The sequence below is a fragment of the Onishia niordana genome (assembly GCF_004798965.1).
Lineage (GTDB): Bacteria > Pseudomonadota > Gammaproteobacteria > Pseudomonadales > Halomonadaceae > Onishia > Onishia niordana.
Map to the genome: position 1 here is coordinate 563,178 of NZ_SDSD01000002.1, position 15,484 is coordinate 578,661.

Below are 15,484 nucleotides of genomic sequence, written 5' to 3' on the forward strand. Positions count from 1 at the left end.
ATTCCCCTTCGCCTCTCAGGCCATTCACTCGGCCACTCACTGACAAGGAGCGCAGCATGACCATTGCCGTCATCGATTATGGAATGGGCAATTTGCACAGCGTCGCCAAGGCGCTCGAGCACGTCACCCACGAGAACATCGTGGTGACCCGTGATGCCCGCCGTATTCGTGGCGCTACCCGGCTGGTGCTGCCCGGTCAGGGCGCGATCCGCGACTGTATGGGCGAGCTTGAGCGTAGCGAGGTCAAGGGCCTGGTTCAGGAACTGCTGACCAGCGGCGACAAACCGCTGCTGGGGATCTGCGTCGGCCAGCAGATGCTGCTCGACGAGAGTGAGGAAAATGACGGCGTGGCCTGCCTGGGATTCCTGCCGGGCAGCGTGCGGCGCTTCCCTACCGACATGTGCGATGCCAATGGCGAGCGCCTCAAGGTGCCGCACATGGGCTGGAATCGCCTGACCCAGCACCATGATCACCCGCTGTGGAACGGCATCGAAGACGGCGAGCGCTTCTATTTCGTCCACAGCTACTACGTTGATGCTGCCGAAGACACCGATGTCTTCGGCACCACCGAGTACGGCGGCATCACGGCCCATGTCGCCGTGGGTCGCGGGCCGGTCTTCGCGACGCAGTTCCACCCGGAGAAGAGCTCGGCGGCAGGCCTGCGCCTGCTCGAAAACTTCGTGCAGTGGGCGCCCTGAGCAAGGCCTGCTTTGATCGATAGCGCCCCATGACGCCATATCGGAGCGGGCGCCGCCCGCTCCGATTCGCACCGACAAGAATCATGCGCCCTACAAGGCGCCCACGAGGACACGACATGCTGGTAATTCCCGCCATCGATCTCAAGGACGGCAAGTGCGTTCGCTTGAAACAGGGCCGGATGGATGACTCCACCACCTACGGCGATGATCCGGTGGCCATGGCGGCCCGCTGGGTCGAGGCCGGCGCCCGACGCCTGCACCTGGTCGATCTCAACGGCGCCTTCGAAGGCGAGCCGGTCAACGGCGAGGCCGTCACGGCTATCGCCCGCGCCTACCCGAACCTGCCGATCCAGATCGGTGGCGGCATCCGCAGCGCGGCCACCATCGAGCACTACCTGAACGCCGGGGTATCACACGTAATCATCGGCACCAAGGCGGTCAAGGAGCCGGACTTCGTCACCGAAATGTGCCGCGCCTTCCCGGGAAGCGTGATCGTCGGCCTGGATGCTCGCGACGGCTACGTGGCGACTGACGGCTGGGCCGAAGTCTCTACGATCAAGGCTACCGATCTGGCCAAGCGCTTCGCCGATGATGGTGTATCCTCGATCGTCTACACCGACATCGCCCGCGACGGCATGATGCAGGGCGTCAACGTCGAAGCCACCGCCGAACTTGCCCGCCACGGCGGCCTGCCGGTCATCGCGTCGGGTGGCGTCACTGATCTCGAGGACCTGCGCGCGCTGGCCAAGGTCTCAGGCGATGGCATTCTCGGCGCCATCACCGGTCGCGCCATCTATGAGGGCAGCCTGGATCTCGCCGAGGCCCAGCGCCTCTGCGACGAACTCTCCGGCGCTGCCGACACTCCTCAATAAGCAGGGATCTGACTCATGGGACTCGCCAAACGCATCATTCCCTGTCTCGACGTCGACGCCGGTCGCGTGGTCAAGGGTGTCAACTTTGTCGGCATCCGCGATGCCGGCGACCCGGTCGAGATCGCCAAGCGCTATAACCAGCAAGGCGCCGACGAGATCACCTTCCTCGATATCACCGCGAGCCACGAAGACCGCGGCACCACCGTTGATATGGTCGAGCGCATTGCCGGTGAAGTGTTCATTCCGCTGACCGTCGGCGGCGGCATCCGTAGCTGCGAGGATATCCGCACCATGCTCAACGCGGGGGCCGACAAGGTTTCCATCAATACCGCCGCCGTGCATAACCCGGAGTTCGTGTTTGAAGCCACACAGCGCTTCGGCAGCCAGTGCATCGTGGTGGCCATCGACGCCAAGCAAGTATCGACCGAAGGCGAGACGCCACGCTGGGAGATTTTCACCCACGGCGGGCGCAAGCCGACCGGCCTGGATGCGGTGGAATGGGCCAAGAAGATGGTGGAACTGGGCGCCGGCGAGCTGCTGCTGACCAGCATGGACCGTGACGGCACCAAGATCGGCTTCGACAACGAGCTGACCCGCGCCATTTCAGACGCGGTGTGCGTGCCGGTGATCGCGTCGGGCGGCGTCGGCACCCTCGATCACCTGGTCGAAGGCGTGACCAAGGGCCGTGCCGATGCGGTGCTCGCCGCCAGCATCTTCCACTTCGGTGAATACAGCATTCCCGATGCCAAGCGCTACATGGCGGACCAGGGCATCGAGATGAGGCTGTGACCCGCACCGGTCATCTCGTACCGACACATCGCTTGCTGCCAGCACTGCTACTGGCGAGCCTGCTCGCCCCTTCCTGGGCCCAAGCCAACGGCTTCTTCGAGTACGATCACGGCCTGGTGCAGTCAAGCCTTGTGACCACGCATTACAAGACCAACGAGGATGACGAGGAGTACAACGACCAGCAGAACCTGATCGGGATTGAGCTGCACAACCCCGAGCGCTGGTTCGCCGGCACGGCCTGGCTGAAGAACTCCTTCGACCAGCCGACCTGGTACTTCTATGCGGGGCGCGAGTTTCCTCTCTGGCAGCCCAATGAGGGTATGGAGGTGCGCGCCAAGCTCACCGCCGGTGGCATACGCGGCTATGACGGCGACAAGCAAGACAAGATCGCCTACAACAGTCTGGGCATTGCCCCGGCGATTCTGCCGACCATCGGCGCGCGCTGGCGCCGCTTCGAAGCCGACATAGTGATGTTCGGCACCGCCGGGGCGATGGTCAATGGCGGGCTACGCTTTTAGCCACAGCGTTGCAGTTCCTGATGATTCGCGATGCCAAAGCTACCCGCACCGTCTTCTTATCAGTAGTGAGTACTGAGCGTTTTCGGGCACCGCCTAGTCCAGGGTCAACCCCAGGTTGCTGACCCCTTCGTTGCGCCCCAGGACCTTGAGCTTCCTGAGGGCATCGCGATCAAGCTCCTCCTCTTCGACCGTTTCCAGCACCGCATCCTGAAAGTCGCGTTCATCTGCCATCAGCTCATGTTCGCGGATGAGTGCGGCCAGCCGCGTGGCGTCCTCTTCGCCTTCGCTGACTTCAATGAAGGCACGCACACCGCTGAGCGAGGCACGGCTGACTTCCAGCACCGCCTCGGGCGCTTCGCCACGCAGGGTATCGAGCATCGCCGAGACCGCCATCACCGCCTCCAGAGCACGCCGCGCGCCGAAGCTATCGTCATCGGTCGGCGGCTCGAGTTCGGCGAGCTTCTCGGCCTGGCGATCGAAGTCGATCTTGGCGCTCTTTACCGTCAGATGCTCCCAGACCAGCGCCAGAATGCCGCGCAGCGCCGCCGGGTCGCCGACCTCGGCATGATCTGCATAGAGGGCGTAGTTGGGCATCAGCCGCTCGCCGAGGGCGGCCATGAAGGCCAGGCGACGACGAGCGTCGAGATTCTTCAGGCGGTCATTGAAGCCACCGGCGAGCTGAGTCATGGAGTCTCCCCAAGTCAGGTAGAAAAGAAAACACGCAAGAATGAAAGTAAGTATGCAAGTACGTAGGGAGGACTGAACGTATATCGGCAAGACCACCCAAGGCTTGCTTCAGGGCCAGAGCAGCTCGACAGGCACCTTGCCCCGCGCATCAAACACCACCCCTTCAGCGCGCAGCTTTTCGCGCTGCCGCACGGCGCCCCCATGGTCGGTGACGCGCCGGGTGGCATTGATCACACGATGCCAGGGCAGGCCATGGCCCTCGGGCAGATGGCGCATGGCGCCGCCGACCATGCGCGCGGTGGCGCCCTCGGTCATCTTGGCCACGCTGCCGTAGGTGGTGACGCGCCCCTCAGGAATCTGGGCAACGATGGTGTAGATCTGTTCCAGCACGGCGCTGCTCGCCATGGCGCCCTCCTCTGATCATGATGCCTGCGTCTGATAACAATGCCGCAGAGCTTGTATCGAACCGACCGTGTCGGACCGACCGTGTCGAACTGGTCGTTACGAGCTAAGCGTGCCATGCAGCGCCGACATGCCAGGCGCTGGACGCCCTGACCCTCACCCGGTCATCATGGCGGCATGCATACCTACTTTATTCAGCATGCCGCCGGGCTTGGTCCAGCCCGCTTCGCCGATTGGCTGGACAGCATGGGCCACAGCCACAACACCTGCCATCTCTATGCCGATGAGGCACCGCCACGCCTCGAGGATTGCGATGCCCTGATACTGCTCGATGGCGACCTAGCCGTGGATGATACCGCGACTTACCCCTGGCTTTCTCGCGAGAAGAAATTGCTGACCCGGGCGTTGAAGAGCGGCAAACCAGTGCTCGGCGTCGGCCTGGGAGCTCGCCTGATCGCCGAGGGCCTGGGCGCCATCGTCTCCCGCGGCACCTATCCCGCGCTTGGCTGGCAGCGCATCGAGCTTGCCCCGGAGAGTCCTTTTGACCTGCCCGAGACCTTCGAGGCCTTCAGTTGGCACCGGGATATCTTCGGCTTGCCCGACGATGCCCTGCCGCTTGGCAGCAGCGAGGCGAGCCCGCTGCAGGGCTTTGCCTGGGACCGTGGACGCGTCGTGGCCCTGCAGTGCCATCTGGAGACCACCGACGCCAGCATCACGGCCCTCTTCGAACATCTCGACGCTCAGACCCATGCAGGTGCCAGCCCCCTCAGGGGCCCCTACGTGCAGGCAGCCGAGACGATACGTGAAGACACGCGACGCGTGGATCGTCAGGCGGCGCTGCTCGACCGATTGATGGTGCAATGGTTACGCAGCGTGGCGCGCTGACCAGTCCCTGGCGAACTCAAGGCAGCTATCCCAGTCACCCACATGCAAAAAGGTCTGTGGGTACTTCTCAAGCTGGTAACGATACAGCGGGTCATAGTATTCAGTGAGCAGCGGTCCCAGCCAGGCCTCATGTGCATGACGGTTGCCACGCTCATGCTCGCGAAATGCCAGCGTCTGCAGGCGTTGCAGACGCTGCAGCCGCGCAACGCCCAGGCGCTTGCGCAACCGGCCAAGCGCCGTGGAAAGCTGTTTGCGCATCAGCGCCCAGCCTAACCAATCGCCATACTGGCGCTGATACAGCGTCCATAGATCGTCGATGTAGTCCTTGCGGATCTGCGCCAGCCGCCAGTCCAGCGGCATTTCGACGCGAACCCGCGGCGCCTTTTCCATGCCACGCCAGAAGATCAACGGCACGTTGGCCGCGCCGATGTGACGCGACTCGTCTTCGACCACCGTCGGGCCCTGCGGCCGTCGCTGATTCAAAAGGCCCATGCCCATGGCATGCTCGAAGTCGATCTGACAGGGGGCGGGCAGCGGATGACGACCAAAGGCCGAGCCCTTGTGCCGAGCACAGCCTTCCAGGTCGAGCCCCTGTTCGAGGCCATTGATCAGCGGCGTCTTGGCCGAGCCGGTCAAGCCACTGATCACCAGCATCGGGCGTTCGCTAGCCGCATCGACATGATCGCAGATCAGCTTGCGCATGGCCTTCCAGCCCCCACGAATCCTTGGGCGTTCGATGCCGGCATCCCATAGCCACTGCTGAGAGGTCTCGGAGCGCAGCCCACCGCGAAAACAGTAGATAAGCGCATCAGGATGGGCTGCAATTTCCTGCTGCCAGGCGATCATACGGGCACGCTTGATGCTCCCGTCAACTAGCTGCTTGCCTAGCGCAATAGCGGCTTCTTGCCCCTGATCCGCATAGGCGATACCGACCCGGTGGCGCTCCTCGTTATCCATCAGCGGCAGATTAACCGCTCCGGGCAGGCTGCCCTGGGCGAACTCCACCGGCGCTCGCACGTCGATCAGGCGACGGCGGTTACGCAACAGATCAAGGCTTGGATCGACCAGGGGCAAACTCATCCCCTGACCTCAAGGCGAGAGGAGCCGCTCGTGGCAACGACTTCGCCAAAGGGAGACAGGCTCAGACCATGGGCTCGGCCGACACGCTCGACATCATCGGCCCAGGCGGGGTGCACCGAGAGCAGCAAGCCGCCTGATGTCTGAGGATCACAGAGCCACTGCCAGTGTGCCTCGTCCATGACCGGCAGCCGCTCGCCCAGTGCCTCGCGGTTACGCCGGGTGCCACCGGGCACAGCGCCCATACGCCGATAGTGCTCAGCCTCGGCAAGGCGCGGCAACCGCTTGTAGTCGAGACGCGCGGCCACGCCACTGGCCTCGCAGATCTCCATCAGATGGCCGGCAAGCCCAAAGCCGGTGACGTCGGTCATGGCATGCACGCCCTTGATCTTGGCGAAATCGGCACCGGCCCGGTTGGAAGCAAGCATGGTCTCCCTCGCGAGCCCCTGGTGCCCCGGCTTGACTAACCCCTGCTTCTCGGCAGTCGTCAGAAGCCCCACACCAAGCGGCTTGGTCAGATAGAGCAGGTCGCCCACCTCGGCCCCCTTGTTGAGGGTCAGATGCTCGAGATCGACCAGGCCATTGACGGCCAGACCGAAGATCGGCTCCGAGGAATCGATCGAGTGCCCACCGGCAAGCGCCATGCCGTGCTCACGACACACCGCCTGAGCACCGGCTACCACATCACCGGCGATATGGGCGCCAAGCTTATCAAGCGGCCAAGCGAGGATGCCGAGCGCCATCACCGGATTGCCGCCCATCGCATAGACGTCGCTGATGGCATTGGTGGCGGCAATCCGGCCAAAATCGAAGGGGTCATCGACAATCGGCGTGAAGAAATCGGTGGTAGCGATCATGCCGCGCCCATCACCCAGATCATAGACGGCAGCATCCTCACGCCCCTGGTTACCCACGATCAGCTGCGAATGGCTGATGCCAGGTCCTGCCTTGGCGAGAATACCATCAAGCACATCGGGCGCTATCTTGCAGCCGCAGCCAGCACCATGGCTGTATTGGGTCAGACGAATCGCGCTCATCACGATCTCCTTGTTGAAGTCGTTATTGTTGGCTTGCCGGTCATCAAAGCGCCTCAAGCGCGTCGGCCAGCTTGTCGACGGCGACCACTTCCATGCCGGCCGGCGAGGTCTTGGGAGCATTGCCGCGCGGCACGATGGCGCGGGTGAAGCCGTGCTTGGCGGCCTCGACGATACGTTCCTGGCCACTTGGCACCGGACGGATTTCGCCGGAAAGCCCAACCTCGCCGAATACTACAAGCTCCCGGGGAAGCGGACGATTCTGCAGGCTCGAGACCACCGCCAGCAGCACCGCCAGGTCGGCGCTGGTTTCCAGCACCTTGACCCCGCCGACCACGTTGAGAAAGACATCCTGGTCGCCGGTGAAGAGCCCGCCGTGCTTGTGCAGCACCGCCAACAGCATCGACAACCGATTGCCATCGAGGCCCACAGCGATGCGCCGTGGATTACCCAGTGGCGAGTCGTCGAGCAGCGCCTGGACCTCTACCAGGATTGGCCGCGTGCCCTCCCAGATCACCATCACCAGGCTGCCCGAGGCCTGTTCTTCGCTTCGCGAGAGGAAGATGGCGCTGGGGTTCTTCACCTCCTTCAGGCCGTGCTCGAGCATCGCAAAGACGCCGAGCTCGTTGACCGCACCAAAGCGATTCTTCTGGCCGCGCAGGGTGCGAAAGCGCGAATCGGTATCGCCCTCGAGCAGCAGCGAGGCATCGATCATGTGCTCAAGCACCTTGGGACCGGCCAGGCTGCCATCCTTGGTGACGTGACCCACCAGCAGCAACACCGTGTTGGACTGCTTGGCGAAGCGGGTCAGCGCCGCCGCGGACTCGCGCACCTGAGCCACACCGCCGGGTGCCGAGGCGATATCCTCCAGATGCATGGTCTGGATGGAGTCAATGATCAGCACTTCAGGACGCTCGCGCTCGGCGACGCCAAGGATCGTCTCGACGCTGGTCTCGGCAAGCATCTTGAGGCCCTGCGTCGGTAACTGCAGACGGTTAGCGCGCATCGCCACCTGAGACAGCGACTCCTCGCCGGTGACGTATAACGAAGCGCGCTCTTGTGCCAACTTGCAGGCAGTCTGCAATAACAGGGTCGACTTGCCGGCACCGGGGTGGCCACCCAGCAACACCGCTGAGCCTGGCACCAGGCCGCCACCCAACACCCGGTCGAACTCGCCAAAGGTCGACGACAGCCGCGGCACTTCGCTCAGATCCACCGATGCCAGATCGGTGACGTCCCGGGAAATGCCGCCAGCGTAGCCGCTGCGACCATGACTGGCGCTAGCCGACGCACCGGGGCGGGACGGTGCCAACTGCACCTCGCTCAAGGTATTCCACTCACGACAGCTGGTGCACTGGCCCTGCCACTTGCGGTATTCCGCACCACATTCTGTGCAGACGAAAGCACTCTTCGCTTTGGCCATGCCAGGCTCCACCGGTTAAAAGACCTATTCTACCAGCCGGATCCGTCGATGCGACGCATGCGCCGAGGGCAAGCACAAGAGACGCCGGACACAAAGAGGGTTAGACGCAAAGAGGCGGCCCGCGGGCCGCCTCTTCACCTACCAATCACACAGCCGAACTTACTGGCTGGCATCTTGGCGCTGCAGTTGCAGCATGTCGCGGTTCTGGAAACGCCGACGCTGAGGGTCGATCAACTCCAAGGTGTCCGCATCAAGCTTGAGGAAGTAGTAGATCTGCCCCTCGCCCTGAGGCGTCAGTTCATAGACGGTAGCCTCGGGGTCGACCGGCGTACCGTTGAGCACGCTCCACTGGCCGCTATACGTCTCGTCCGGCGGATTCTGCGGATGCTCGCGATAGCTGGCGTTCAGGCTAAACGTACGTTCAGCGGCAGCACCACTTTCAGTGCCATCGAGCTCGACATCAATATCGATGCCGGCGCAGTTACGGCAAGGCAGGGTACCCTCATAGAGGGCCGTGTCATCGACGATTTCACCGCCAGTCTGATCCATCTGACCGGTGGCACAGCCTGCCAAGGAGGCAAGCATGAAGGTCCCGGCCAGCAGCGTCCTAATCTGCATGTATTTCTCCTAGCTGTGAGACACACGCCGCGGCGGCGGCGGTTGTCCCACAGCATAACGTCAAGTAGCGCCGACGGACAGTCACGCAAGCATCGAGCGTCACGCCGGATTCAACTGTCCATCGGTTATCCCCGCGTTTTTCTCGTCGACTTCCCACCGTCCCTGACGCTCATCCTGCTTCTCACGCGTCTCATCACCCACCGTCAAACCGCGATGCTCACCACGCTGAGCGGGGTGCTTCAGTTCAGCAGGCATCGGGCTGGCGAGACGGACTAGCCTGTTCGAAGGCAGGAAGCGTAAGGCAATGCTCGGCGATGGCGCTAAGGCGAGGGTAAGCGGTGAGATCGCAGTCAAAGCGCTTGGCGTTGTAGACCTGCGGTACCAGGCAGATATCGGCAAGCGTAGGCGTGTCGCCATGGCAGCACTTCCCGGTCTGCTTGCTTTCAAGCAGGGCCTCAAACGCCGCGAAGCCCTCCGCGACCCAGTGCCGGTACCAGTCAAGCTTGTCTCGCTCATCCAATTCGAGCTCGCCGACCAGGTACTTGAGCACTCGAAGGTTGTTGAGCGGATGGATTTCGCTTGCCACCAGGTTGGCGAGCCCGCGCACCCGGGCGCGGCCGGCGGCATCAGCCGGCAGCAGGGCCGGCGTCGAGGGGTAGCACTCATCCAGATACTCGCAGATCGCAAGCGATTGCGTCAGGCGCAGGCCATCGTCAGTTTCGAGTACCGGCACCATTCTTTGCGCATTGAGAGCCTGAAACTCCTCCTCGTGCTGCGCACCGGCGGCCAGATTGACCGCCACCTGATCGACATCGAGCCCTTTCAGGTTAAGGGCGATACGCACCCGATAACTCGCCGACGAGCGATAGTAACCGTATAGCGTCATGACGCCCCCTCACTTCGGCTGATACTCGACGACCTGCTGGTCAATCGCACCGAAAATGCTCTGGCCATCACGGTTGAACATCTCGATGCGCACCCGGTCACCGAAGCGCATGAAGGGCGTGCGCACCTCGTCGTGCAGGATCTTCTCGACCATTCGCACCTCGGCCAGGCAGCTGTAGCCCACGCCGCCGTCACGCATCGGCTTGCCAGGGCCGCCATCGGCATCCGGGTTGGAAACGGTGCCGGAACCAATCACGGCACCGGCGCCAAGATGCCGGGTACGGGCCGCATGGGCGATGAGCTCGGGGAAGCCGAAGATCATGTCCGGCCCGGCTTCGGGCACCCCGAACGCCTCATCGTTGAGATGCACGCTCAGTGGCAGGTGCACGCGCCCGCCCTGCCAGGCGTCATCCAGCTCATCGGGAGTCACGGCAATCGGCGAGAAGCTCGACGCCGGCTTGGCCTGGAAGAAACCGAAGCCCTTGGCAAGCTCACCGGGAATCAGGCCGCGCAGGCTGACGTCATTGACCAGCATGATCAGCTTGATGTGGCCAGCGGCCGCCTGCGGGCTGACCGCCATGGGCACATCGTCAGTGATCACCGCGATCTCGCCCTCGAAATCGATGCCATGTTCTTCACTGACCGCCTCGATGTCTGCGGTCGGCGCCAGGAAGTGGTCGCCCCCGCCCTGATACATCAGCGGGTCTGTCCAGAAGGTTTCAGGCATTTCGGCGCCGCGGGCACGACGCACCAGCTGCACGTGATTGAGATACGCGGAGCCATCGGCCCAGTGGTAGGTGCGCGGCAACGGCGAATGCAGTTTAGCCATGTCCAGCGCGAAGGCATCCTCGGCACTGCCGTCGTTGAGGGCGGTATAGCGCGCCTCGAGCCGCGGGGCGAGAGAGTCCCAGGCTTCGATAGCCTGCTGAAGGGTGGCGGCGATATCGGTGACACGCACGGCGCGGGAAAGGTCGCGGGAAACCACGATCAGTTCACCGTCGCGGCCTGTGTTGAGAGTGGCAAGTTTCATAAGCAATGTCCTGACAATCAGTGTGGCGAATGGGTAAGGGACGCATATCGTCGCAAGCGTTAGCTACGGCGACTCACGGCGCCGTCGGATCAAAGTGAGAGACGAGGTCTTTCCATACATCGACGTAATCCCGCTGGCGGAAGTCGGCGGCCAGTGCCGTCTCGGTCGGCTGGAAGACATAGCGGCTCTCGAACATGAAGGCCAGGGTCTCGCCCTGGTACTGCGGGGAAAGCTCGGCCGTGCTTGCGGCTTCGAAGGTCGCGGCGTCCGGGCCATGGGGCGACATGCAGTTGTGCAGGCTGGCACCGCCGGGGGCGAAGCCCTCCGCCTTGGCGTCGTAAACGCCTTCGATCAGCCCCATGAACTCGCTCATCAGATTGCGATGGAAGTACGGCGGGCGGAAAGTGTCCTCGGCGACCATCCACCGCGGCGGGAAGATAACGAAGTCGAGATTGGCCATCCCGGGCGTATCCGAGACCGAGGTCAGCACGGTGAAGATCGAGGGGTCCGGGTGATCGAAGCTCACCGTGTTGACGGTATTAAAGCGTGCCAGATCATATTTATAAGGCGCGTAGTTGCCATGCCAGGCCACTACATCCAGCGGCGAATGATCCAGTGCAGCGCTCCATAAGCCACCGCCGAACTTGGCCACCAGCTCGAAATCGCCGCTGATATCCTCGTAAGCTGCCACCGGGGTCAGGAAATCCCGCGGGTTGGCCAAGCCATTGGCGCCGATGGGCCCGAGGCCAGGTAGCTCCAGGGGGCTTCCATAATTCTCGCAGACATAGCCCCGAGCGGTGGTGGCAGCTTTACCAAGACGCACCTGGAACTTGATGCCACGTGGAATGACCGCTATTTCGCCGGGCCCCACGTCGAGTACGCCAAACTCGGTGCGCAACACCAGGGCGCCCAGCTGGGGCACGATGAGGAGTTCGCCATCGGCGTTATAGAAGAAGCGCTCGACCATGTCCCGGTTGCAGGCATAGAGATGCACGCCACAGCCCGCCTGGGTGGCGGCATCGCCATTGGCGGCGAGCGTCTCGAGGCCTGAGACGAAATCGGTGGATGACTCGGGTAGTGGCAGCGGGTCCCAGCGCATCTGGTTGGGGTCGGCGCGACCGGCCAGCGGCGCAGTGGCGACGCGTCCTTCCGGCAAACGACGATAGGCACCCTGCGACACCGAAGGGCGGATGCGGTAAAGCCAGCTTCGCAGGTTCTGCGGGCGCGGCGAGGTGAAGGCCGAGCCGGTCAGCTGCTCGGCGTACAGGCCATAGGGGCAGCGCTGAGGAGAGTTCTGTGCCTCTGGTAGCGCCCCAGGTAGTGCTTCGGTTGCGAAGTGATTTCGAAAACCGCTCTGATAGGAAAGCTCATTCGATGACGCGGGCATGCTCCTGGCCTCGTGTTGATCTCGGGATCGTTGCCAGATAGCCAGTATCCTCGGCAACTAGTTTCACTTGAAACTATATAGACAAATGAAAGCACAACTGAGATCACCGCTCAACCGCTACCAACGTCGCAAGATAAGGAAATTTCTCTATGTAGAAGCCATTAAGAGATCATCTCATCTGATTCTTTTCTCGCAGGCACTCGCATGACGCATAATGACTGCCCAAGGGCCATAAAAAGACGGTGAGGTGTCGTTGTCTTTCACTCTATCGCCGCCGGCCACACTCGCTACCGCTCGACAGGAGACAGACCATGCCCTCTCACTCGCCATCTGACCCTGACGCTTCGCTCCAGGCTCCTGACCACCGAGATGAAAGCCACGAACTCGATCTCGGACAGTTCCTGCCCTATCGGCTGAATAGCCTTGCGGACCGGATCAGTCAGGCACTGTCGAGGATCTATGGCGAGCGCTTTGGCATCACCATCGCCGAGTGGCGAGTGCTGGCCTGGCTCAGCCATCGGGAGGAACTCACTGCCAAGCAGATCGGTGAGCACACCCGCATGGACAAGGCCAAGGTGTCGAGGGCCATTCAGTCACTGGAAGGCAGAACGCTGATCCGCCGTACCCAATCATCGCAGGACCAACGGGTGCACTATCTGCACCTGACTCGGGAGGGGGAAGAAATGCTTGGGGAGCTGATCCCCCAGGCGCATGCCTGGGAGGCAGAACTGGTGACGACGCTTTCCTCAGGAGAGTATCGCGATCTGCTGAACACTATGGGCAAGCTTGAACGGCAGCTCGCCCGCCTGGAAGGCTGAACCGACCTAGCCGGTGCCGACCGGGGCGAGCTGATAGCTGAACACCAGCCCGAGCACGATCGGCATCACGATCAGGCTGCCCAGGTTGCCGATCAAAACCAGGGAGGCCACCTTATGGGGCTCCTGGCGATACTGCTCGGCCACCAGATAGTTGAGCACCGCCGGGGGAAGCGCGGCGAATACCCATAAGCTCGCTGCCTGCAGGCCAGAAAGCTCTAGCCACAGGATCATCGGCGCCGCCAACACCAGGCCGCTGAGCGGGCAGAGCACGGCACCCAGCACCCCGGTTTTCCAGTCACTGAAATCGATATCGAGCATGCGCACGCCAAGGGCGAACAGCATCAATGGAATGCAGACCCCGCCGAGCATGTCGAGGGCCTCGAGCAACCACCCCGGCAACGGCACACCGCCGAGATTGAAGGCAAGACCGGCGATACTCGCCAGCACGATGGGCATGCGCAGCAGCCGCCAAAGCGGTGTGTGTGGGCTCAGCATGTAGAGCCCTACTGAGAAATGCAGCAACATCTCGACGATGAACAGCACCACGGCGGCGGGCAACGCCTCCTCGCCGAAGGCCAGCACGATCAGCGGAATGCCCATGTTGCCCGAATTGTTGAACATCATCGGTGGCAGGAAGGTCTTCAGGTCGAGCCTGAGCCAACGTGCCAATGGCCAAAGCACCAGGCCAGAACCGAGCACGACCAATGCGGCAGACAGGGCGAGCGCCGCATAGTCCTGCAGTGGCGCCTGCTGGTCGGCTAGCACGGCGAACACCAACATGGGCACGAACAGCTCCATATTGAGGGTATTGAGGCCGCGGATGTCCGGGCTGCGATAGCGTCCGTAGAGAGTACCGCAGCCGGCAATCAGAAATACCGGCAGTAACGTGGCAAGAATCTGCGCAATCATCGTAAGCTCCTGAATTAGCCCTGCAACACTAGCATGCCAACCGCTTGCGAAGGGCCGTAAGGCACGTCACCATGACCAAAGTCCCATCTCCCCTTTAACTGCGAGTGCCCATGAGCAAGTACTGGAGCCCAGGCGTCAGTGAGCTGACGCCCTATACCCCGGGTGAGCAGCCGCGCGAGCGCCTGGTCAAGCTAAACACCAACGAGAACCCCTATCCGCCGGCGCCCGGCGTCGAGGACGTGCTACGCGAGTTCTCCATCGACCATCTGCGTTTGTATCCGGATCCGGATTCGCGTGCCCTGCGTGAGGCACTGGCTCAGGAGCATGGCGTCGAGGTCGAACAGGTCTTCGTCGGCAATGGCTCCGACGAGGTGCTCGCTCTGGCCTTCCAGGCTTTCTTCCGCCAGCCGCAGCCATTGTCGATGCCGGCTATCAGTTACAGCTTCTATCCGGTGTATTGCCGGCTATATGGCGTCAACTATCGCACCGTGGCCTTGGGTGATGAGTGGCAGGTGCCGCTCGAGGTCTTTGAGGCGCGCAGCGGCGGCATTATCTTCGCCAACCCCAACGCCCCGACCGGCCATGGCCATAATCGCGATGCCATCGCCAACCTGCTTAAGCGCGTCACAGAGTGCGTGGTACTCATCGACGAGGCCTACGTGGACTTTGGCGGTGAGAGCGCCGTGCCGCTGATCAAGGACTACCCCAACTTGTTGGTGACCGGTACCTTCTCCAAGTCGAGAAGCCTGGCAGGGCTCCGCCTGGGCTATGCCATCGGCTCACGAGAACTGATCGAGGGCCTGGAACGGATCAAGAACTCCTTCAACTCGTATCCGGTCGACAGCCTCGCCAGTGCTGTCGGCATCGCGGCCCTGGAAGACAAGGCCTACTTCGAAGCTTGCCGCGAGCAGGTGATCACCACCCGCGAGCGGACGCGTCATCGCCTCACGGAGCTCGGCTTCGAGGTCCTGCCCTCTCAGGCCAATTTCCTCCTGGTGCACCACCCCGGCCATGACGCCGCCCAGCTATTCGTGGGTCTGCGCGAACGCAGCATCCTGGTTCGCCATTTCAACACCGAGGCCCTGCGCGACTTCATGCGCATCTCCATCGGCACCGATGATGAAATGGATAGCCTGATCGAGGCCATGGAAGCCTTGGTTCGTTAAAGGCGCCCCTTCGGCCTTCAAGCCGAAACATTCCATCCAGAACATCACTGGTTGAGTTCAATGGCCGCCAGCAGCCCTGAACGACATCGCCCCGGTTGCAACCAAGCAACCGGGGCGATTTTTTTGAGCATAAGCTACATTTAGCGGGCTCGATGGCCGATCATTTTGTACCGGCATAAAAAAACCCCGGCCTGTGAGGGCCGGGGTTCTTTCAGTGTAAGTGCCTGACGATGACCTACTCTCGCATGGAGAGACTCCACACTACCATCGGCGCTAAGCGGTTTCA

The 15,484-nt window shown here is 62.4% G+C and carries 18 protein-coding genes; 7 read left to right on the top strand and 11 right to left on the bottom strand.

Going from position 1 to position 15,484, the window contains the following annotated elements; translation table 11 throughout:
• Window positions 1-56: 56 nt before the first annotated feature.
• From hisH to ETC27_RS06580, 4 genes are all read left to right on the top strand, one after another.
• Window positions 57-698 (top strand): imidazole glycerol phosphate synthase subunit HisH, encoded by a 642-nt coding sequence (gene hisH / locus ETC27_RS06565; protein WP_136254177.1) that lies wholly within the window; start codon window positions 57-59, stop codon window positions 696-698.
• Between the two features lie 116 nt (window positions 699-814).
• Window positions 815-1,570 carry a 1-(5-phosphoribosyl)-5-[(5-phosphoribosylamino)methylideneamino]imidazole-4-carboxamide isomerase gene (gene hisA, locus ETC27_RS06570; RefSeq protein ID WP_136254178.1) on the top strand — a complete coding sequence of 252 codons (756 nt, stop codon included), beginning with the start codon at window positions 815-817 and terminating at the stop codon, window positions 1,568-1,570.
• 15 nt (window positions 1,571-1,585) lie between these two features.
• Window positions 1,586-2,359: an imidazole glycerol phosphate synthase subunit HisF gene (gene hisF / locus ETC27_RS06575; RefSeq protein ID WP_136254179.1), complete on the top strand. Its 774-nt coding sequence runs from the start codon at window positions 1,586-1,588 to the stop codon at window positions 2,357-2,359.
• On the top strand, window positions 2,356-2,877 hold the full coding sequence (locus ETC27_RS06580) for a hypothetical protein (protein WP_136254180.1): 522 nt from the start codon (window positions 2,356-2,358) through the stop codon (window positions 2,875-2,877). Before hisF ends, ETC27_RS06580 begins: the two co-directional genes overlap by 4 nt.
• A 93-nt stretch (window positions 2,878-2,970) precedes the next feature.
• On the opposite strand, the gene ETC27_RS06585 is transcribed toward ETC27_RS06580, so the two are convergent.
• Window positions 2,971-3,564 carry a YjaG family protein gene (locus tag ETC27_RS06585; protein ID WP_136254181.1) on the bottom strand — a complete coding sequence of 198 codons (594 nt, stop codon included), beginning with the start codon at window positions 3,562-3,564 and terminating at the stop codon, window positions 2,971-2,973.
• 108 nt (window positions 3,565-3,672) lie between these two features.
• Window positions 3,673-3,969 (bottom strand): MGMT family protein, encoded by a 297-nt coding sequence (locus ETC27_RS06590; protein ID WP_136254182.1) that lies wholly within the window; start codon window positions 3,967-3,969, stop codon window positions 3,673-3,675.
• A 174-nt stretch (window positions 3,970-4,143) separates the two neighbouring features.
• Between ETC27_RS06590 and ETC27_RS06595 the strand changes: the two genes are divergently transcribed.
• Window positions 4,144-4,851 carry a type 1 glutamine amidotransferase gene (locus tag ETC27_RS06595; RefSeq protein WP_136254183.1) on the top strand — a complete coding sequence of 236 codons (708 nt, stop codon included), beginning with the start codon at window positions 4,144-4,146 and terminating at the stop codon, window positions 4,849-4,851.
• On the opposite strand, the gene mnmH is transcribed toward ETC27_RS06595, so the two are convergent.
• The 8 genes from mnmH to hmgA form a co-directional block, all read right to left on the bottom strand.
• Complete coding sequence (gene mnmH, locus ETC27_RS06600) at window positions 4,831-5,931, bottom strand: tRNA 2-selenouridine(34) synthase MnmH (protein ID WP_136254184.1); 1,101 nt, start codon at window positions 5,929-5,931, stop codon at window positions 4,831-4,833. The two genes, ETC27_RS06595 and mnmH, sit on opposite strands and share 21 nt — an antisense overlap.
• Window positions 5,928-6,965, bottom strand: coding sequence for a selenide, water dikinase SelD (selD, locus tag ETC27_RS06605; protein ID WP_136254185.1), 1,038 nt, complete (start codon window positions 6,963-6,965; stop codon window positions 5,928-5,930). The genes mnmH and selD overlap by 4 nt, the downstream gene beginning before the upstream one ends.
• Window positions 6,966-7,008: 43 nt before the next feature.
• The gene (gene radA, locus ETC27_RS06610) at window positions 7,009-8,385 is read right to left on the bottom strand and encodes a DNA repair protein RadA (protein ID WP_136254186.1); all 1,377 of its coding nucleotides are present in this window, start codon (window positions 8,383-8,385) and stop codon (window positions 7,009-7,011) included.
• Between the two features lie 159 nt (window positions 8,386-8,544).
• The gene (locus ETC27_RS06615) at window positions 8,545-9,003 is read right to left on the bottom strand and encodes a copper resistance protein NlpE N-terminal domain-containing protein (protein ID WP_136254187.1); all 459 of its coding nucleotides are present in this window, start codon (window positions 9,001-9,003) and stop codon (window positions 8,545-8,547) included.
• Between the two features lie 99 nt (window positions 9,004-9,102).
• Entirely contained in the window at window positions 9,103-9,258 is a 156-nt protein-coding gene (locus ETC27_RS17255) for a hypothetical protein (RefSeq protein WP_168709030.1), read from the bottom strand.
• Entirely contained in the window at window positions 9,248-9,889 is a 642-nt protein-coding gene (gene maiA, locus ETC27_RS06620; RefSeq protein WP_136254188.1) for a maleylacetoacetate isomerase, read from the bottom strand. Before maiA ends, ETC27_RS17255 begins: the two co-directional genes overlap by 11 nt.
• 9 nt (window positions 9,890-9,898) lie before the next feature.
• Complete coding sequence (locus ETC27_RS06625; protein ID WP_136254189.1) at window positions 9,899-10,918, bottom strand: fumarylacetoacetate hydrolase family protein; 1,020 nt, start codon at window positions 10,916-10,918, stop codon at window positions 9,899-9,901.
• A gap of 73 nt (window positions 10,919-10,991) precedes the next feature.
• Window positions 10,992-12,305, bottom strand: a complete 1,314-nt coding sequence (gene hmgA / locus ETC27_RS06630; RefSeq protein WP_136254190.1) for a homogentisate 1,2-dioxygenase — start codon at window positions 12,303-12,305, stop codon at window positions 10,992-10,994.
• Window positions 12,306-12,616: 311 nt separating this feature from the next.
• Between hmgA and ETC27_RS06635 the strand changes: the two genes are divergently transcribed.
• Window positions 12,617-13,123, top strand: a complete 507-nt coding sequence (locus tag ETC27_RS06635) for a MarR family winged helix-turn-helix transcriptional regulator (RefSeq protein WP_136254191.1) — start codon at window positions 12,617-12,619, stop codon at window positions 13,121-13,123.
• A 6-nt stretch (window positions 13,124-13,129) separates the two neighbouring features.
• Here ETC27_RS06635 and ETC27_RS06640 read toward each other — a convergent pair whose 3' ends face one another.
• Window positions 13,130-14,032 (bottom strand): AEC family transporter, encoded by a 903-nt coding sequence (locus ETC27_RS06640; RefSeq protein ID WP_136254192.1) that lies wholly within the window; start codon window positions 14,030-14,032, stop codon window positions 13,130-13,132.
• A 110-nt stretch (window positions 14,033-14,142) separates the two neighbouring features.
• Here ETC27_RS06640 and hisC point away from each other — a divergent pair, with 110 nt between their 5' ends.
• Window positions 14,143-15,198 carry a histidinol-phosphate transaminase gene (gene hisC, locus ETC27_RS06645; protein ID WP_136254193.1) on the top strand — a complete coding sequence of 352 codons (1,056 nt, stop codon included), beginning with the start codon at window positions 14,143-14,145 and terminating at the stop codon, window positions 15,196-15,198.
• Window positions 15,199-15,484 lie beyond the last annotated feature (286 nt).